General features: G+C 59.6%; 19 protein-coding genes and 1 tRNA gene. 7 read left to right on the plus strand and 13 right to left on the minus strand.

The features are described 5' to 3' along the window. The first annotated feature begins 81 nt into the window (after positions 1–81). Together CR152_RS00290 and CR152_RS00295 are read left to right on the plus strand one after the other, a co-directional pair. Positions 82–366, plus strand: coding sequence for a hypothetical protein (locus CR152_RS00290; RefSeq protein ID WP_099872722.1), 285 nt, complete (start codon positions 82–84; stop codon positions 364–366). A 95-nt stretch (positions 367–461) separates the two neighbouring features. Then, positions 462–947: a phage regulatory CII family protein gene (locus tag CR152_RS00295; protein WP_099872724.1), complete on the plus strand. Its 486-nt coding sequence runs from the start codon at positions 462–464 to the stop codon at positions 945–947. A gap of 40 nt (positions 948–987) precedes the next feature. On the opposite strand, the gene CR152_RS00300 is transcribed toward CR152_RS00295, so the two are convergent. Continuing rightward, positions 988–1,404 (minus strand): hypothetical protein, encoded by a 417-nt coding sequence (locus CR152_RS00300; protein ID WP_099872726.1) that lies wholly within the window; start codon positions 1,402–1,404, stop codon positions 988–990. Between the two features lie 119 nt (positions 1,405–1,523). Next, a complete protein-coding gene (locus tag CR152_RS00305) occupies positions 1,524–2,672 on the minus strand; it encodes a GGDEF domain-containing protein (RefSeq protein WP_157778257.1) in 1,149 nt (382 codons plus the stop codon). Between the two features lie 258 nt (positions 2,673–2,930). Between CR152_RS00305 and CR152_RS00310 the strand changes: the two genes are divergently transcribed. Further along, the gene (locus CR152_RS00310) at positions 2,931–3,932 is read left to right on the plus strand and encodes a 2-hydroxyacid dehydrogenase (protein ID WP_099872731.1); all 1,002 of its coding nucleotides are present in this window, start codon (positions 2,931–2,933) and stop codon (positions 3,930–3,932) included. Between the two features lie 47 nt (positions 3,933–3,979). Here the strand turns inward: CR152_RS00310 and CR152_RS00315 are convergent, their stop codons facing one another. From CR152_RS00315 to CR152_RS00365, 11 genes are all read right to left on the minus strand, one after another. Next, positions 3,980–4,612, minus strand: coding sequence for a hypothetical protein (locus CR152_RS00315; protein ID WP_157778258.1), 633 nt, complete (start codon positions 4,610–4,612; stop codon positions 3,980–3,982). Between the two features lie 5 nt (positions 4,613–4,617). Further along, positions 4,618–5,646 (minus strand): pesticin C-terminus-like muramidase, encoded by a 1,029-nt coding sequence (locus CR152_RS00320; protein WP_157778259.1) that lies wholly within the window; start codon positions 5,644–5,646, stop codon positions 4,618–4,620. Between the two features lies 1 nt (position 5,647). Continuing rightward, positions 5,648–6,001 carry a hypothetical protein gene (locus CR152_RS00325; RefSeq protein ID WP_099872736.1) on the minus strand — a complete coding sequence of 118 codons (354 nt, stop codon included), beginning with the start codon at positions 5,999–6,001 and terminating at the stop codon, positions 5,648–5,650. 14 nt (positions 6,002–6,015) lie between these two features. Further along, the gene (locus CR152_RS00330; protein ID WP_099872739.1) at positions 6,016–6,588 is read right to left on the minus strand and encodes a DUF4123 domain-containing protein; all 573 of its coding nucleotides are present in this window, start codon (positions 6,586–6,588) and stop codon (positions 6,016–6,018) included. Position 6,589: 1 nt separating this feature from the next. Next, entirely contained in the window at positions 6,590–6,925 is a 336-nt protein-coding gene (locus tag CR152_RS00335) for a PAAR domain-containing protein (RefSeq protein WP_099872741.1), read from the minus strand. 29 nt (positions 6,926–6,954) lie between these two features. Continuing rightward, the gene (locus CR152_RS00340) at positions 6,955–9,630 is read right to left on the minus strand and encodes a type VI secretion system Vgr family protein (protein WP_099872744.1); all 2,676 of its coding nucleotides are present in this window, start codon (positions 9,628–9,630) and stop codon (positions 6,955–6,957) included. A 353-nt stretch (positions 9,631–9,983) separates the two neighbouring features. Next, on the minus strand, positions 9,984–10,724 hold the full coding sequence (locus CR152_RS00345; RefSeq protein ID WP_099872747.1) for a DUF4142 domain-containing protein: 741 nt from the start codon (positions 10,722–10,724) through the stop codon (positions 9,984–9,986). A gap of 287 nt (positions 10,725–11,011) precedes the next feature. Beyond that, entirely contained in the window at positions 11,012–11,821 is an 810-nt protein-coding gene (locus CR152_RS00350; protein ID WP_099872750.1) for a response regulator, read from the minus strand. A gap of 32 nt (positions 11,822–11,853) precedes the next feature. Beyond that, positions 11,854–12,195: an Hpt domain-containing protein gene (locus tag CR152_RS00355; protein ID WP_099872753.1), complete on the minus strand. Its 342-nt coding sequence runs from the start codon at positions 12,193–12,195 to the stop codon at positions 11,854–11,856. Next, positions 12,192–12,578, minus strand: coding sequence for a response regulator (locus tag CR152_RS00360; RefSeq protein ID WP_099872756.1), 387 nt, complete (start codon positions 12,576–12,578; stop codon positions 12,192–12,194). Before CR152_RS00360 ends, CR152_RS00355 begins: the two co-directional genes overlap by 4 nt. Before the next feature lie 26 nt (positions 12,579–12,604). Continuing rightward, positions 12,605–14,584: a PAS domain S-box protein gene (locus tag CR152_RS00365; RefSeq protein WP_099872759.1), complete on the minus strand. Its 1,980-nt coding sequence runs from the start codon at positions 14,582–14,584 to the stop codon at positions 12,605–12,607. Positions 14,585–14,937: 353 nt separating this feature from the next. Between CR152_RS00365 and CR152_RS00370 the strand changes: the two genes are divergently transcribed. From CR152_RS00370 to CR152_RS00385, 4 genes are all read left to right on the plus strand, one after another. Further along, positions 14,938–15,525 (plus strand): hypothetical protein, encoded by a 588-nt coding sequence (locus tag CR152_RS00370; RefSeq protein ID WP_099872761.1) that lies wholly within the window; start codon positions 14,938–14,940, stop codon positions 15,523–15,525. A 124-nt stretch (positions 15,526–15,649) separates the two neighbouring features. After that, positions 15,650–15,720: transfer RNA gene (locus CR152_RS00375), tRNA-Cys, on the plus strand. Positions 15,721–15,758: 38 nt separating this feature from the next. Next, on the plus strand, positions 15,759–16,940 hold the full coding sequence (locus CR152_RS00380; protein ID WP_099872764.1) for a right-handed parallel beta-helix repeat-containing protein: 1,182 nt from the start codon (positions 15,759–15,761) through the stop codon (positions 16,938–16,940). Positions 16,941–17,314: 374 nt separating this feature from the next. Next, positions 17,315–19,201 (plus strand): carbohydrate-binding module family 20 domain-containing protein, encoded by a 1,887-nt coding sequence (locus CR152_RS00385; RefSeq protein ID WP_229413228.1) that lies wholly within the window; start codon positions 17,315–17,317, stop codon positions 19,199–19,201. The last annotated feature ends 181 nt before the right edge of the window (positions 19,202–19,382 follow it).

Consider the following 19,382-nt stretch of genomic DNA (forward strand, 5'->3'; position numbering starts at 1 on the left):
TTTTGCTGCCCTGGCTGGGCGCCGCTGTCCTGCCGCGCCGGCGCCCCGCCGAAGGACCCGAAGCCCCCGAACGAACCTTTCTTGTCCGCCTTGCCCGCATCCGCGCTGCCATCCTGCGAACGCTGCGACCACGACGACCCGGACTGCTGGGGCGGCGGCGACGAAGACCGGCTCCCAAACGAGCCGAACGACGAGTTCTTCGACGACGTTGACGACTTGCTACTTGATGGACTGGATTTTTGGGAGGAAAATCCACTCTTATACGAGCTCGACCGCGAGCTCGAACTCGAACTTGATGCCGGTTTCGCGCCGGCCGTGACTGTGGCCGCGGCGGGTAGCAGCAGTGCCAGCAGCAACATGATCTGAGTTGACTTCATTTTTCTTTGGCCGGGTTGAAGGTTGAAAGAAGCATAACAGCACCAATACTGCCAATGCACCGGTAAAAATAGGCAAGATTCACCATGACTCGTAAATATCTGGACATGAACCAGCACGATGCGCTGTACAGCGTGGCGCGCCGCTATCCCGGTGGCATTGACATGCTGGCCAAGGAGATTGGCATTTCCGCCAATGTTCTGCGCAATAAGCTGTCGCCCACCATTTCATCACATTACCCATCGTTCGAGGAGGTTTCCATCATCGTCGAGCATTGTCACAAGGCCGGCGTGCAGGAAGCGATGATGCCGCTGCATGCGCTGCTGAACCGGCACGGCATGGCCGCCTTCATCGTGCCGCAGCCGGAACAGGTGGGCCGCGACGACCTGTCGCAGACGGTATGCCGGGTGATGAGCGAAGTCGGGGCCGTGGCCGAAGCCGTGTCGGGCGCGCTGATGGACGGCGTTGTCACCAGCGCCGAAGCAGACCTGATCGAGCGCGAATTTCATTCTGCGTTATCGGCGTTGGGTGAATGGCGCGCGCGGCTGCGCATGCGTACTGGCGGAACCTGACAGGGGCGGCGATGCGCACATCATGCGCATCGCCAGCGCCTTATTGCGCCTGTGGCGGCGCGGCCCGCGCCGGCTTGAGCGAACGCAGGAACAGACCGAGCCCGCCAATGGCCAGCACCAGGATGCAAATGAGCTCGAACGCCGACATGGTGCGCAGGCTCATGCTGACCGAGGAAATCACGCCAAATACCAGCGCCGCGAACGAGCACAGGGCAATCAGCCAGCCAAGGTAGTTCTTCGAGTTATAGAAAACCATGCCGATACCGATCATCATCGGAATCATCACCATGCCGCCGCTGACGCCGAATCCCGAGCCAAAGCCGAACAGACGCGTGCCGAATCCGAAATTGGAACTGACCACGATCCCGTTAAGCAGTAAATAGAAACCGCCGCACATCATAATCAGGCCGAGAAAAAACTGGCCCGTGCCACCGCTGGTTCCACCTGCTCCGTTCATGTCCACATCTCCGCTATTCAAATAATGCCGACACTATAACAAAAAGTAATTCGGGTAAACATATCCGATCATGGGAGGGTTAAACAGGCAGTTGCCGCATGGCTTTTGTCTTTTCTTTGCTACACCAGTGCCGCTACCGGCTCGCTGACCACGACCTGGTTGCGGCCCTGGTGCTTGGCCTGGTACAGCGCCTCGTCGGCCGCGCGCAGCAGGGCTGCGGCATCGTCGCCGGCGCAGGGCAGGCCGATCGCCACGCCGACGCTGACAGTCAGCCTGCCGAGGTCGCTGTCGAGGTGCTCGATGTGGAGCGCCGCCACCGCGGCGGTGAGCACCTCGCCCATCGCCTGCAATTCGCCGGGAACCGGGTTATGCCAGATCACGGCGAATTCTTCGCCTCCGTAGCGGGCGGTCAAGTCGAGCGGGCGGCGCGCCAGGCCGGCGATCACGTCGGCCACGGCTTTCAAGGCCGCGTCGCCGCGGGCGTGGCCATAGCGGTCGTTATAGCGCTTGAAATAATCGATATCGATCATCGCGATGGCCACCGCTTGCCGGTCGCGCAGGGCCTGGCGCCAGACGCGCTCCAGGTGAATATTCAGGCTGCGCCGATTCGACAGTCCGGTCAGGCCGTCGAGCGCCGCCAGTTCGTGCAGCAGGGTGTCGACCAGAAAAGTGGTGCGGATGCTGTGTTCGAGGAAGTACGCGCCGTACGCGCCCACGCCATTGGCCGCGCACATGAAGATAATCTGGTACAGGCGCGCCTGGGCATTGGTCTGCAGCGTGAATTCCATGACGACGAAAGCGAACAAGGTAACCATATTGGCAAGCAGCGCGCGGCGCCATTCCAGGCAGGCGATCAGGTACACGAACAGCGCCACCAGCAGGATGCCTTCGTACGGGATCTGGTAACCGACGTCGAGCGCGCTGCCGATCACCGCGACGGTGCTCACCCCCGTGACCAGGGCGGCGGTAAATACCGCTGTTCCGAGATACGGGCGCCACGCGGCCCGGTAGCTGGCCAACAGCACGATGATGAAGCTCGGGATAATCAGCGTCACCCGGATGCTGACCGTGCGTACCGATACATAGGCGGGCAGCGTGGCCAGATCGATCAGCACGAACATGATGAACAGGACAATACTCACATAGGCGGCCACGCGCACGCGCACCAAATGCCCTTGTGTAAAAAACGCCTGGAACTGTTTTTCCAGGCCATCCTCGAAGCGCAGCCAGCGATATCCCTGCTCCAATGCGCGGCGATGCGGCGACATGCTGGCGTTATTCAGTAACTCAGGATCGATTTTCAGCATCGGCGGCGGAAGTGGAGTGGAAGCGGGCAAGCCCATGATACGCGCGCAAGCCCATGCACAGCGCGTTGATTGCACCGTTTCGTCACACGCGTGCGCACGACACGCAAACGGCCTGGGGGACCTGCTACACGGCCGCCGAGCACGAATGCGGGGATGCCACGCCGATAACGCCGTCCGGGCTATGATGGGTAATCTCAATCCCCGCGGGAACCGAACACCATGAAAATTGCCATTTTCAGCACCCAGGCCTACGACCGGCGTTTTCTCGATGAGGCGCTCCAAGCCCATCCGGACAGTCGGCACATCGAACTGGTGTATCAGGAGGCGTCGCTGGCGCTGCACACCGTCGCGCTGGCCCAGGGGTGCGATGCGGTATGTGCCTTCGTCAACGACCGGCTCGATGCGCCGGTGCTCGAAGCATTGCACCAGGCCGGCGTGCGCGCGGTTCTGATGCGCTGTGCGGGATTCAATAACGTCGATATCGAGGCGGCGCAGCGGCTGGGATTTTTTGTCGCGCGTGTGCCCGCGTACTCGCCGGAAGCGGTGGCCGAGCATACGCTGGCGCTGATCCTGACGCTCAACCGCAACACGCACCGGGCGTACGCGCGGGTCCGCGAGGGAAACTTCGCGCTCGATGGCCTGCTGGGCAGCAATCTGCACGGGAAAACCGCAGGGATTGTCGGCACCGGCAAGATCGGGCTGGCGACGGCGCGCATTCTCAACGGCTTCGGCTGCAAGGTGCTTGGGTACGATCCCGCGCCGGCGCCGGAGTTCGCCGCGCTGGGGACGATGGTGGACCTGCCGACCTTGCTGGCGAAATCGGACATCGTGTCGCTGCACTGCCCATTGGTGGACGCCACGCGGCACATGATCAATCGCGACAGCCTGGCTGGAATGAAGCGCGGGGCGATGCTGGTCAATACCTCGCGCGGGGCGCTGATCGATACGCCGGCCGTGATCGCAGCGCTGAAATCGCGCCAGCTGGGGTTTCTGGCGATCGATGTGTATGAGCAGGAAGGCTCGCTGTTTTTTCACGACCGCTCGGGCGATATCATCGAGGACGATGTGTTCCAGCGCTTGATGACGTTCCCGAACGTGCTGGTGACCGGGCACCAGGGATTCTTTACCGTGGAGGCAATGCGCGAAATTGCGGAGGTGACGTTCGGGAACATCGATTGTTTCGTAAGTGGAAAGCATTGCGCTAACGAGATACTCCCTTGATGCTGCGAACGTCTGATTCTCATTGAACACACTAGCGTTACCTGACGTTACCTCATGCGTTTCAAGCGCACGCCCAAAATGCCAAAGTTAGAACCGTTTTTTGATTTTCCATCAATATATATCGGAAATATCAGGTCGCCGTTTCGCGCAACCCAAGCATCGATGTTATGCGTCTTGCTGAGATCGACGAGACGATACTCAACCGGCGTGACATCCGGCCAACTTCTCGTTTCATAACGATCAATCCCCTTCCATTTTACGATATCAACAATCATGAAACTGACCGTGTAATTTATTGGTCGATCCGTACATAAGTGTTCCCAATAGTCTTTACAAAAATTTTTTTCAAACGGCATGAGAAAAGACATTTCTATTACTTCCCCAATCGGCCCGTCAAAATCCATTTTTTCAAAATTGTAATTCCCCGGCATTAGCGATAGACCAGCCGATTCCATGCGAATTTTCTGACCTATCGGAAAAGCGCCGGCGTGCGCTATCAATTGCTTTTCAATATTCTGCGGCACTTCTTTAAATTCATGGAAATCATAAGAATCAACACGCCATGTACCCGCAAACTGAAGGGCAGGATTCTCAAATTTTCTCACGGCAGCCCTCGCATTCTGGAACTCAAGTAGATAAGTTAAAATTACAAGCAACAGAAGTTTAACGATATATTTCACGATTTTTACTCTTTATTTTTTTCTGCTGGCATGGATTTATAAAGATATTCACGTTCGCGTATAGACGGAATCAGACTCCTTTTCCCTTGCCAAATAGCGTTTAACAAGTCATTCGTCGGCGTCCCGTATTGATATGTATGTGATAGCAGAGCGGTCTGCTGCTCGACAGTCAAATCCACGAAATCCGTATGTTTAGTATTTTTAATTCTGTATTGATATAGCGATATGGTTTTTTCCAACGCTTCGTCCTGCGATATTTTGTCTAAAAAATTCGTCTGCCGCTCGTTCAGAATCAACGGATTTTTGCGCAAAAATCTGCAGGCGTCACCACCGATAAGTTGGAAATAAGGTATGATTTTTTCATGCAGAGCTGATAACTCCTCATCTGTAATCTGATGTGCTCCTCCATTCCCTTTTTTCATCATTCGCAGAAACGCGTCTGGTGAAAACTGCCCTAAATCCACTCCGACTCCAACTGTTGTACCAGATTTATTGTCAGGCCTTCCGCCGTACCCTCCAGCGAGTCGAGGTACATCCGGCTCACGTATGCCCGGATAAAATCGAATAACTGGTTTATCATTTTCCACATAAGCCCACCATGGTATATAAGCGGCAGTGTGTTCCCCACCTTCGAGTTCCACTAACTTAGAAAAATCAATTTTAGTGCCATGCCGCTTGTTTATTTCATCTCCTATGGATTTTGGAAATTTAATTTTTTTAGCGTTCGTAACTTCAACGCATCCAGGATGACGGACGCGGCATGTTGCGTCGGGGATTCCTTGTAAGTGCACTATTTTTTGTTCAATATTTCTTACTTTTTCCTTGTAATTCTGTTCTTTTTTACTTAATATTTTTTTCTCTTTATTTAGCCGTTGTATTTCTCTTTTTGCAATTTCTTCGCTAGCTTTACATTCTTCCGATAGAGCAATCAAATCACGCTCTTTCTGCAGCTCCTCCTTATCATAGTCAGGTAAATTTTCTTCCACCAGAGACACGCGCTTTGAAAGCGAGGAGGATTGTTTTTTCTTGCTCATCTTATGCGACCTCTTCCAGGTAGATTTCAATCCAATTTTGGGCGTAATCTACGTTCGCAGCATTCGCGTGCATGAGAAAGTATTTCATCATCCCGATAATATCTTTCCTAGAACACATCAGCAAGTTAGCGCGCAAGACATCAAACCCCAAGATAGAAATTGACCCAACATCGCTCACCTTGTGGGCTTGGCACAAGAAATAAACTTCCCGCAAATCCGATACCACAGCGGCTGCTGAATAATCCGTTGCGTGCGGATGGTCACTTGTGTACCACGCCTCGGCCATCAATTTTGTCCATGCCCGGCAATCCCTGCGCATGGCCTTTTTTTCCTGATCCGCTGTGAACTTGATCATGCCCGACCTCTTCTCTATTGATGAGCCGCGATATCGCGCACAGCGAACTGCATCGCGTCGGGATCGAAGATACGGCTGATCAGCTTCATCCTTTTTCCGGCCAGCGCAATAATCTTCCCGCTCCCGGCGTCTTCGAAATAAATCGTTCGACACGTACTTCCAAAAAATTCACTCAACTGATCGTTGCTCGCAAGTCGGACAAAGCGCGCGAATGCCCGCGCGTCGTAGTAACGGAAATAGCAAACCTCTCCCTCGCTATTGCGGACATAACTGTTTTTCTTGAGCTGAACCTTGAGCGCCTCGCACCCCGCCTCGGACTCGACGAGCATGGTCACGCCACGGTGCCACACTTGGTCAGTAAAGCCTGCCACGTCCGCCTGAAACTGCTCGCACGGGATCAGATATGGCGCCACATTACGCAGTGTGATTGCCTTCGTGCCGCTGTACAGACACTCGTGCGTCAGCCCATCCCGCTGCAAATCGGCCAGCAAACTGTTGTCCGCTGCTGCGTCGTACAAGGCATATAGCGTGCCGCTGCGCTCGCTGAGCAGCCGGTGAAGCGCATTACAGGTCGCATCGTTCGCCATCTCAACTCCCCGGTTGGACCGTCATCGCGCCCGCTGCGGCGGCTTCGATAAGGCAGGTCTCGTCCTTATCCTTCCCGAACAACACCGTCATGCAGCCGCCGATGACGATGCCATGGCAACTGACCCTGTCGCTCATGCACGCCGCCGGTTTGCCGTTGATAAGAACTGTTTTCTCGCCCTCGACAATCGTATCCCTCGCTCCGTTGTGCTGGACCTTGTCGCCAATGCGCGCCGCAGGCAGGTTCCCAACAAGGACATCGGCGCTGCCCTCCAGAATGGCGCCACTTCCGCGCGGATGCGCGACGTCATCCGTTTGCCTTGCTGATGGCTTTCCCATTGCTGACGCCTCCGTGAATCGAAACAGGTTTAAATACCGCCGGCACCCTTGCCGCTGCCCTTGATGACAGCCGCCGCGCCGCTGGCCACCGAGCCAACCACATTCACAATGGCGCCAACGTCGCCGTTCTTCACCGCTTTCGCCGTCTGGGCAAGATTCTTGAGTTCCTTGAATACGGCCAACGGACTCATTTCCCCGCTCATCAACTTTTCCAGACCGGTATCGATGCCGCCCGTACACGGGCCACCGCAATCGACCAGCGAAGATCCAGTCGCCGCTGTCGTGTCGGGAGGCGTTTCCTTCTTCGCCCCGGGCGCGGCTGGCGGAGCTTTGGCAGCGCCGCAATTGAGCTGCACCAAGCCGCCGTCGGCGTTGATCTGCGCGCTGCCCTGCAAATGAATCTGGGTGCCTTGCAAAAAGATGCTGCCATCGCTGCGCAAGACAATCTTGGCCGCTCCGCACACCAGTTCCAGATGCTCGCCGACCGAAGTGATGTGGCTTTGTCCAATGGTTCTGGTTTCCATTTTGCCGATGCTGACTTCCTGCGTTTCGCCCACCGTCACCTTGCGCGATTTGCCCACCGTCAGCAGGTCGGCCACGCCCACGGCGGTATTACGGACCATCCCCACGATCAGCGAGTACGCAATGCCGATATTGGTCATGCGCGCCAGGCCGATATTCTCCAGATTGGCCATGCCGATATTTTCCTTCTTCAGGCGGCCCACCTTGATCGACCAGTTCTTGCCGATTTTGTCGGACTCATTATTGTGAACATCCTTGTCGCGGTTGCTCCCGATCGTGATGCGTTCGTTCTGCCCCACCGTCTCGGTGCGGTTCTGGCCAATGTGGATCGTTTCGTTCTTGCCCACGTCCTCATCGCGATGGTTGCCGATGCTGATCGCTTCGTTATGGTCGACCCGCTCGCTGCGGTTGTTATGAACGGTAATGGTTTCATCATGGTCAACCGTTTCGGTACGGTCGTGATGGACCGTAATGGTTTCATCGCGGTTGACGGTCTCGGTGCGGTCACGCTTGATATGACTGGTCTCGTCGCGATCGATGGTCTTGCGCCGGTCATTGCCGACCCATTTATCTTCATCGTGCTCGACTTCCGTCAGCTGGTCCTTTTCTGCATGTAGCCAAAGCTGCTCCGCGCCTTTCTTGTCCTCGAAACGCAGCGCATTGGCATTGTCGTATCTGCCGCCCGGGGTGGAACGCGTGAGGATGCCGGACTGGGTTTTGTTATCCGGCAGTGTCCAGGGCGGCATGGTATTCACATTCGGAACCATGCCGGTGATGATCGGACGATCCGGATTGCCATCCATGAACTGCACCAGCACTTCGGTTCCGACGCGGGGAATGGTGGTCATACCAAAATTGGCGCCCGCCCAGGGCGTTGCAACGCGCAGCCATGTGGAGCTTTTCTCGTCGTTGATTCCCGCGCGGTCCCAGTGGAATTGCACGCGTACGCGCCCGTATTCGTCGGTGTGAATCTCTTCACCGGCGGGACCGACAACCGTGGCGGTCTGGATGCCGTGAATGCGCGTGTCGCTGCTGTTATGCCCGCGCGGAGGCCGCCAGGTAATGATTTTGCGGATCGCCTTGAGCCGATTTTCATAATGCGATGGCGTGGCGGCCTTGCAGTGGTAATTATTGCTCGCACTGTGATGGACTTCGGTAATCAGGAATTCGCGCGCCTGCGCGTCATCGCCCAAGGTGGCGGCATCAAAATGTCCCGATAGGCGGAACCAGCGGCCCGGCATGGCGTGGCGGTTATTGCCACTGCCATCGAACTGCTTTCCGCCCGCTTCAAGCGCCTCGATCTGGCGCTGCGCTACCTCGCGCGCGTTGCCGCTGTCCTTGAAGCCGTAGGCTCCTGCGTATTCGTACGACTCGATATCGAGCACGTCGCCCTGCTGCTGCACCGTTGGCAGCGATGTTGTCGCCGGCCGGCCGGTCTTGAAATCATAGGACGCCAGTGCCAGCGTCCCCTGGGTGATCTGGCGGCCCGGCGACCATTCGCAGATGCCATCTTCTTCGGCCGATCCACCATGCCGCTGAAATGGCACCTCGGGATCGCCATCAATCGCCGGCGCGCTGGTCGAATCATCCGAGAGCACCAGTTTGTGGCCATGCTCCGTATGTTCGAACCAATAATGTATGCCCGCCGTTGCCCAGCGCCGCTCCAGGTAATTGCTGTCGGTTTCGCCGAACTGGCAGGCGTCAGTCATGATTGTATCGGCACCGCTCACGCGCCAGTCCCAGTCGGCCACGTTACCGTAGTCGCCGAAAATGCTGGCGGTCTGCTGGTAAAGCGTGGTGTTGTGAAACAGGTAGTTATCCTTGCGCATGTCCAGATAGTTGTACCAGGGCCCCATCCGCGCCTCGTAATACGACACGCCTCCATCGACCGTCTTGAGACTGAAACCGAAAACCCGGCCGGTGAAATAGCGCATGCTGCCGTCCTTGCGCACAAGCTGCACGCACAGCATCTTCCCCTGAAGGCTTTTGAGCGGGATATTCGGCTCGTCCGATAGCAGCTCGACGATGTATTCAAACGGCTTGGACAACGCCTCGAATGCGTCGAGCGAGTTGACCAGCAATTGCGTGGCCGGACCATCGTTGTGCGGAAACGACAGGCGCAGGATGCGGTCGTGCTGGCGATCGCTGATCAGGTCGCGCAGGCTGTGCGGCGCTTCGCTCATGCCGGCACCTTCCGATGGCGCAGGTCACGCAGCAGGCTACGGCAGATCACAAGGAAGGCGGCGGCTGGCATGGCGGTCCCGGAAAATTGAACGATTGGCGAAAGCAGATGTCTGACTTTAAGCTTCGCGTTTTATCGTTCAGATGACAGGGCGCAACATTTTTATTAGGAATTTAGTCGACGCCAGCCGTATGCCCCGAAAGCCGTCAAAGAGGAGGGAATTAGTGAGATAAATACGACAGATACGGGACGCAGAACGAGCGCAAAAGCGGCATCGTGCCAGTCATGGCGAGGCTGATATGGCCAACCTCGCCGTCACGTACCGGCGCGCGCTGCGCCGGCAATGTCATGCCACTAGCGCTTGCCGGCGTTCTGCTCGTTCGTAGCGCCCGCCACCGGCGGCTTGACACCGGCCGCAGGAGCCGGCGTTTTGGCGCCTGCCATCGGCGTGTTATGGGCGGCTCCGTGCGCGGCGCCGCCTGGCGAGCTGTGATCGTTCGCTTCGCCCGTTACTGGAGCTTTGGTGCCTTTGGCGCCGCCCTTGGCGGGGGTCAGGCTGATAGCCGAATGCAGGTGCTGTTCGACGGTCGGCAGCATCTTCGCGGCCAGGGCTTTAACGTCCGGGTCCTTGGCCTTGGCTTCGAACTTTTTCAGCGCCGCGTGCACGGCCTTGTGGTCGCCCACGCCTGCCTGGGCCATGTAAGCCTTGTCGAAGGGATCGCCGGTCAGCTTGCTCAGCTTCGCGGCCATCGCCTTGTGCTTGCTGTCGAGCTCGGTCGGGAGCGTGACGCCCTTGGTTTGCGCAAGTTGCGTCACGTCGCCCAGCGCCTTGGTGTGATCGTCGATCATTTGCTGCGCGAACGCTTTCACTTGCGCGTTCTGGCTGTTGGCCAGCGCCAGCTTGCCAGCCTCGATTTCGGCCATGTTCGCGCGTGCCATGTCGGCCACGATTTTCTGGTCGGCCTTGTTCAGCGCGCTTGCCGCTGGCGTGTCCATTGTCGCCTTGCCCGCTTGGGCGTAGCTGGTGACCGGCATGGCGAAAGCGGTGGCAATAGCGGCGCCCAATACACATTTGATCAAAGTCGTTTTCAGCATGTGGATCTCCTTTTTAAATAATGTCATTAAACCAATAACACTGTGGAGCCAGTCTAGCCGTGTAAGCATTTTCCGAGCGCCCGGTAGCCTTTACGCAAGCTTACTTTCTGGCTGGCGATGAACCATAGCGAGAGCTATGTACGCGGGGAGACAAAGGAAGGAACAACAAGGAGGGAGATCAACAGCGCGAGTGCAGGGAAAGCGCTTTTGCGGACAGCGCTGGCAATGCCAAAAAAAACCGGCGCCGGTATACCAGCGCGGGTATGCCGGCGCGTCATGCGATCACGTCAGATGCCGACCACGCTCTGGATGCAGGAATACAGCGTTTCCCATTTGAAGGGTTTGAAGATGTAGCCGTCGGCTCCCGCCTTTAAGCCTTTCATTACCTGGTCGTCGGATACTTCCGACGTCACCATGACCACCGGCGCCTTGGACCAGCCCTCATTGCGGCGGATGGCGGCCAGCAGATCGAAGCCATCCTTCCCTGGCAGGCCGGGCAGGACGATGTCGAGCAGCACCAGGTCGGGCGCCATGGCGGTCTGCACCACCGCCAGCGCATCGTTCATGTTGCCGGCCGCATGCACGGTAAAACCCTTTTCGCTCAGCAGCACCACCAGCAGTTCCGACAGTTCCTCATCGTCTTCGACCACCAGGGCCGTCAGGGCATGTTTGCTCGCGCCCAGCTGCGCCTTGTTCCCGTACGAATAGAAGCCGGTGTTTTTCAGTTCGGTCGCGCCGCGCCGGGCCTGGGCCCAGGCTTCCACGCTCTCTTGCGGGGTCAGCTCGGTCACGTCGAGGGTCGGCAGGGTTTCCGAAAAATCGAATCCGTCATCGTGCATGGCGGCCTGTGCCTGCGCTGCCGGCAGGCTTTGCTGTGCACCGGCAAACACGCGCACCAGACCCTGTTTGGTCAGCGCGTCGAGCTCGCTGACGAGCTTATCGATCGACATGCCGCCCAGCGCGAGAAAATCGTGCACGCTGGAGCGTCCGTTAATCATCGATAAAACCCGGGCCGGATCGCGGGCCAGGTTCTTGCACCCGTTTTTCAGCTCCGTCATGCCTTTGGAAGTTTTGCTGTAGATCGTCGATGTATCCATGATTTCCTGTTCCTGCCTGATAGGCGCTGTCTTTACGCTGCCGGCGTGGACAAGGCCATGAGCCGCAGCGCGGCCATGTCGGCACCGATGTCATCCAGATTCTCGATTGTCCAGTCGTTTTCGGCAAGCTGCGTTTTGATTTTTTCTTCGATGCGGCGCGCCGCCAGTCCCAGCTCGGCCGCACCAAACGTACCGGCCGCGCCGCCCAGCGAATGCAATAGCCGGTACAGTTCCTGCCCGTGCGCGCGCTCGGCCATATCGCTGCGGCACAGCGCATACGCCGCATCCATCTGCTCGAAACGGGCCGGCAGGCGCGTGCGGAATCCCTGTGCCAGCAGCGCCACCTTGGCCTGCAGATCGGCGGGCGTGTTCATGCCATCGCCTCGTCCCACAGCTGGCGCACTTGCAGCGGCAACTGCATCGGATCGAAGGGTTTGGCGATCACGCCGAGCGCGCCGAGCGAGCGGTAATATGCCACTTCGCTGGCCTGGACCTTGGCCGTCATGAAAATGACCGGCGTGCTGGCGGTATTGGGCAGCTTGCGCAATTCGGACAGGGTCGTCGGGCCGTCCATTCCGGGCATCATGACGTCGAGCAGGAGCAGGTCCGGCTTGCACTCTGCGGCCGCCGCCAGCGCTTCGCGGCCCGAACTGCAGGTACGCAAGGCCAGTCCGCCGACCATTTCGAGCGCCATCTGGGCGACGGTCTGGATATCGGGATCGTCTTCCACGTACAGGACCAGGGAAAGTGCAGTCATAAATAAGGACGTCCTGAAAAAAGCGGTTATGCCGCGAGCGGCAGTTCAAAGAAAAACTCGGTGCGCACGCCGCATTCGCTGAGAAAATCGATGCGGCCGCGATGCCGTTCGATGATGGCTTTCGAGATATTCAGGCCAAGGCCGGTGCCGCCTTTCGGGCGCGTGTCCGACGCATCGGCCTGGGCGAATTTCTGGAAAATACGGCTGCGGAACTGGTCGGGAATACCGGGGCCATGATCGGTCACCGACAGGCGCGCGTATCCCGGCTGGCGCAGCAGGCGCACTTCGACCACGCCGCCGGGCGGGGCGAACTTGGCCGCGTTCGAAAGCAGGTTGACGATCACCTGGATCAGCCGGTCGGTATCGGCGGCCACCATCAGGTCGCCATTGTCGGAACGCAGATCGAAGCTGACCTTGAAGGGAGAGGCAAAGGCATGGGTTGCGGCGATGGCCTGTTCCACCAGCGGCAGCAAGGGCTGGACCACCGGCTCGAAACGCATATTGCCGGACTCGATTTTTTCGACGTCGAGAATGTCGTTAATCAGGCGCACCAGGCGGTCGCAATTCTTGCTGGCGATATCGAGCAGCACCTTGGCGCGCACGGGAATCTCGCCCGCCGCGCCGCCCGCCAGCAGGCCGAGCGAGCCTTTGATGGAGGTCATCGGCGTTCTCAGTTCATGAGAGACCGTGGAAATGAATTCATTCTTCATGTTTTCCATTTTCTTGCGTTCGCTGATGTCCTGGGCGATGCCGACAAAGCCGGACAGCGCGTTTTCATCATCCCAGACGGCGGAAACCGACAACAGTACCGGCAGCCGGCTGCCATCCTTGCGGATATACGTCCATTCGGATTCGTCGGGCAGGCGCTCGCGCGCCTTGGCGATGAACATTTCCGCGCCAGGCCGGATCGGACGCCCCAGTTCGGCGCTGAGCGCATGCACGCGCGCTTCCAGCTCCGCCGGGTCGTGCAGCACCAGCAACGACGACTGGGTGCGCATTTCGGCTTCGGAATAACCGAGCATGCGCTGCGCGCCATCGTTGAACATGATGACCTGGCCGTGCACATTGACGTAAATGATGGCGTAGTTATTGCTGTTCAAAATCGCCTGCTGCAGGCTGAGCGTCTCCGCCAGGCGCCGGTTCAGGCGTTTCATTTCATCGGCCTTGCGGCGCCGCGCCGAAATATCGCGTACCAGGCCGGTAAAGGCGCGGCGCCCGTTGATGTGCATTTCGCTCACCACCAGGTTGGCCGGAAAACGGGTACCGTCGCTGCGCTGCCCGAATACCTGGCGGTTGATGCGCACGCCGTCGCCGATGCCGTCGCGCGCCAGTGCGCGCACATAACTGGTGACGGCGGCACGGTAATGACGCGCCACCAGCTTGCTGAATGACCCGCCGATGATCTGGTCGGGCCGGCATGCGAACAGGCGCTGCGCCTCGGGATTGAAGGTTTCGACCAGGCCCTGGTCGTCGATGGTGATGATGGCGTCGCCCGCGTGTTCGACAATCGCCCGCAGGCGCGCTTCCTTTTCGCGGCTGACCTCGGTGGCCTGCTTGATCGTGTACACATTCAGTTCGAGTTCGGCCCATTGCGCCAGGTCGCACAGGGCGGCAATATCGTCGTCGGAAAAGCTGCGCGGCACGCGGTCGATCAGGCACAGGGTGGCGACCAGGGCGCCGTTATCGGCGCGCAGGGGAATGCCGGCGTAAAAGCGGATGTGCGGGGGACCGAGCACCAGCGGATTATCGGCAAAGCGCGGGTCGGCGGCCGCGTCGGGAATGACGAATGGGAAGTTGCGCAGGATCGCGTGCGCGCAAAAGGAGATATTGCGCGGCGTTTCAGGCACATCGAGGCCAAGGCGCGATTTGAACCACTGGCGTTCGCTGTCGACCAGGGTCATCAGCGCGATCGGACAGTCGAACATGCGCTGGGCGCTGCGCGTGATGCGGTCGAAGCGCTCCTCGGGCGGGGTATCGAGGATATTGAGGCCGCATAGTGCGGCCATGCGCGCGCTTTCGTCGGCGGGTACTGGGGCATCAAGCAAGATAATGGCTTTCCAGGTTTGGCACCGCCCCCGGACAAGCAAGCCGCGGGCGCTCATTTCACATCTGGCGCGGTCCCGCCGCTATCGTTTGCCAGCTGCACAGATAGCTATCGGTAATGGTTAAATATACCCGATTCTCCTGTTTCGTGGCGTTGCTTGCGCCATGCAGGCAAGCGCCGGCCGGGCTGGTTCCCGCCCTCTGTTGTGTTTCCGTTAGGAAGTTATTTATTAGTGAAGGCTAATGGATTTACGATATTATCGGCACTGCTTGCACATGCCGGGCAATTGACTAAATGACTGACCAAGGATTTACCATGAACATCACCTCCAAAGCATTGCTTTTTGCTTCATGCCTGTCGGGTGCGGTATTGCTGCAAGGCTGTGGCGCCACCAGAATCAAGGCGTCGTCGACCACCAATCCGCCGCCATCCGAAGCGTTTTCGGCGTTTGGCCGCATCGACGTCAAGCCGGTGGTGTTCGGGCCCGACGTCAAGGCCGATCGGGATGGCCTGAACAAGATCGAAGCCAACCTGCAGAAGGATTTGTCGGCCTCGCTGCTGGAATGGAACGTGCGCCCGGCGAATGGCCGCACCCTGATCATCCAGCCTGTGATCGAGCAGATGAGCTTCAAGCGCGGCGCCCAGCGCGTGCTGCTGGGGCCACTGGCCGGCAGCTCGGGCGTGCTGCTGCGCCTGAAAATCACCGACGGCAAGGGCCGCGTGGTGGCCAATCCCGAATTCTTCCAGCGCGCCAACGCCATGTCGGCCGGCTTCACCCTGGGCGTTCACGACAACATGATGCTGACCCACGTGGCCAGCCTGGCCAGCCGCTATGTGATCAACAATTACAGCCGGGCCGAGGGTGGCGCGACCGGTGCCGACGCCAAGGCGATCGCCCCGTAAATAGCGCTTTCTCAAACAAGTTCATGCGGCCCCACGAGGGCCGCTTTTCTTTGGGCGGAGCGCAAACGGTTTGTTTGATCCAGTCGGCATGGTATGACGCGATGCGGGTGGACACTACTCCCATGGCGGAGTAGCAAAATGGCAATGCACCAGCTTGCAACGCTGGGGAAGTCGGTTCGATTCCGGCATCCGCCTCACCTCTTCCAGCACGATCCGGCGAAAAGGAACTGTTGATGAACTTGTCCAGGCCACACCATCCTCTCCTGCTGGCAGCATGCCTTGCCTGCCTCGGGCTGTCCTTGTCGGCGCGCGGCACCTCGGCGTCCGGTAACCCGGCGCCAGGCACACCGGCGGCCGTCGCCCCGGCAGCCGCCAGCTACCACTACTACGTTGCGAGCAACGGTTCGGACGCCAATCCGGGCACGTCGTCCCAGCCGTTCGAAACCATCCCGCGCGCATCCAGGGTCGCCCTGCCCGGCACCACCGTGCACGTGGCGCCGGGCACGTACGCGGGCGGCTTTCGCACCACGATGAGCGGCACGGCCGAGCGCCGCATCAGCTACATTTCCACCGTGCGCGGCGGCGCGCGCCTGGTGCCGCCGCGCGGCTCGACCACCAAGATGGCGTGGGAAAACCGCGGCGACTTTGTCGACATCGTCGGCTTCCAGGTGGACGGGCGCAACGGCCACGGCGGCGTACGCTGGACCTACGGCATCTACAACGCCGGCTCGGGCGCGCTGATCCGCAACAACCACGTGCACCATGTGGGCCAGGACGTGCCCTGCACCAGCGCCAGCGCGGCCGGCATCAGCATCGACAGCTACTACAAGGGCCGCATGGGCACGGTGACCGGCAATACCGTGCATGACATCGGCCCCACCGATTGCCGCTTCGTCCAGGGCATCAACATGAGCACCACCGGCAGCGTCACCAACAATGTGCTGTATGCCATCGGCGGCGCTGCGATCCAGATGTGGCACGACGCCACCAAGGTTGTCGTGAGCCACAACACGATCGCCCGCTCGATGACGGGGATCCTGGTCGGCGGCGGCGACCCCTACTACATCAAGGGGCCGAACGATTTCACCAATGTGCACAACAACATCGTCTACGACAACAAATACGGCATCTCGGAGCAGGGTTCGACGGGCCTGCACAACAGCTACCGCAACAACCTGGTGTACCTGAACGCGGTCGCCGACTGGCAGCTGAAAAACGGCCTCAAGCATAGCGGCACGGTGGCGCAAGCGCCGCAGTTCGTGCGCTACGGCAAGGGCGGCCTGCCGGATTTCCGCCTGCGCCCCAGCTCGCCCGGGGTCGGCAAGGGCAGCGGCGAACTCGCTTTACCAGCCGACATCGCCGGCAAGGCGCGCGCCAGGGATAGCGGCATCGATATCGGGGCGTACCAGCGTTAGACATCCTGCAGTAAACAAGCGTGGGGCTTGGGGTGGGCCGGGGGATCTTTCCTCCGGCTTTTTTGTTTTTTTGCGCCAACCAAAGCGATGTAGATATGCTACATCGACGTGAGATGAAATACAGCAAACCTTTCATCCCTAAACAAAATTGATACATTCTTTATACTTCACTTTACATTCAATGTAGTTATGCTACATTCCCACTCCGGAGACACATAAGGGCACAGCCCGCAGCCTCCGTCCGGTGCCCACCCGGCGCCGCAATACCGTCCGCGTTTCACACGGCCGCATCCCATGCATGGAGACAGATGGGATCAGCGTGCTTCTGCTGTAACTGTTGTGCATTCCACTACCAAAAACCATAAGGAAGCAACATGACATCACTTCGTACATCGCCCCTGGTGCGCTCGCTGATCGCCGCCGGCGTCCTGTTCGGCGCCGCTTCCGGCCAAGCAAGCGCGGCCGGTTTCAACGCCCCGGACACCTCGGTCCAGATGTTCCGCTGGAAATGGAACGACATCGCCCGCGAGTGCACCAACTGGCTCGGCCCGCAGGGCTACGGCGCGGTCCAGGTATCGCCGCCGCAGGCGTCCGCCAGCCTGGGCACGTGGTGGGACATCTACCAGCCCGTCAACTTCACTTCGCTCGCAAGCAACATGGGGACCGAAGCCGAATTCCAGGCGATGATCAATACCTGCCACGCCGCCAAGGTGCGCGTGTACGCGGACGTGGTGGTGAACCACATGGCGGCCGGCGCCGGCACCGCCACCAACGGCTCGGCCTGGAATTCGAGCGCGCTGACCTACCCCAACTTCAGCGGCCTGGATTTTCATCCGGCCTGCGACATCCAGGGCGGCGACTACGGCTCGCCGGGCAACCGCAACAGCGTGACCAACTGCCGCCTGAGCGGCCTGCCCGACCTCAAGACCGAGAGCAGCTACGTCCAGGGCCAGGTGCGCACCTTCTTCAACAAGCTGGTGGCGATGGGCGTGGACGGCCTGCGCATCGACGCCGCCAAGCACATGGCGCCGGGCGACATCAGCGCCATCCTGGCCGGCACCAACCGCACCACCACCTCGGGCGAAGCGCTGTGGCTCACGCAGGAGGTCATCCCGGACAGCAACGTGGTGCGCTCGGGCTACTTCGGCAACGGCACCCTGAACGAATTCCAGTACGCGTACGCCATGAAAGCCGTGTTTCGCAACGAGAACGGCGCCAATCTTGCGCAGATCCGCAGCATCATGGGCACGCCCGGCAACTGGGGCGGGACCTGGGGCTTCGTGCCAAGCGACAAGGCGAGCGTGTTCGTCAACAACTGGGACACCGAACGCAACGGCAGTTCGCTGGTGGCCAGCAACTACGTGGCGGGGCAGGTCAACGACACCCAGGGCAGCAAGCGCTACGACCTGGCCAATATCTTCATGCTGGCCTGGCCGTACGGACACGCGCAGGTGCATTCGGGCTTTCGCTTCAACAGCTACGACCAGGGTCCGCCGGCAGCGAGCCCGTTCGATGCGAACGGCAATCCGCTGATCAACCAGTCGTGGGATTTCATTCACCGCTGGTCGGACATTTCCAATATGGTCGCCTTCCGCGCGGCCACGGCCGGCCAGGGGATCGACCACTTCGTCAACGGCACGCCGAACCAGATTGCCTTTGCGCGCGGCAGCAAGGGCTTCGTCGCGATCAACAATGACGGAGCGGCGTGGAATGCCTCTCTGCAAACGCTGCTGCCGGCGGGGACGTACTGCAATGTCGTGACGGGCAAGCTCAATGCCGCGCAGACAGCTTGCAGCGGCGACAGCGCAACGGTCGGCAGCAACGGCATCGTCAGCGTCAGCCTTGCGGGCAATGGCGGTGCCAGCGTGCCGGCGCTGGCCTTGCATGTGAATCAGAAAGTCAGCGGCGGCGGAAGCACGCCGCCAGCCTGCAGCACCGTGGCGGTGACCTTCCGCGTGGCCAATGCGAATACGGTGCCGGGGCAGAACGTGCATGTGACGGGCAACCGCAACGAGCTGGGCAACTGGACCGCGACCAACGGCAACCAGCTGGCGATCGAGGGCAGCGGCGCCAATGCGGCGTGGTCGCGCACGGTACAGTTGCCGCCGTCGACCGCGATCCAGTACAAATTCCTCAAGCACGGCGCGGTGGCGGATGTGTGGGAACGCAACCAGGCGACCAGCAGCGGCAATCGCCAGGCCACCAGTCCGGCCTGCGGGGCGGCGGCGCTGGTGCTCGATGCAGGGAGTTTTGCGTTTTAACTGGTGGCGATGGGGCACGAAGGCGAACAATCCACCTCGTCGCCCCCGCGCCAAGGCGGCACTCGGCGGGGGCCCAAGTACGTCGATTAGCCACCAGCTACCGCACAAACTTGGGCCCCCGCCTGCGCGGGGGCGACGGTAGTGGGCGGGGGCGACGATAGTGGCGGGGGCGACGGTAGCG

The organism is Massilia violaceinigra (assembly GCF_002752675.1).
Classification (GTDB): domain Bacteria; phylum Pseudomonadota; class Gammaproteobacteria; order Burkholderiales; family Burkholderiaceae_D; genus Telluria_A; species Telluria_A violaceinigra.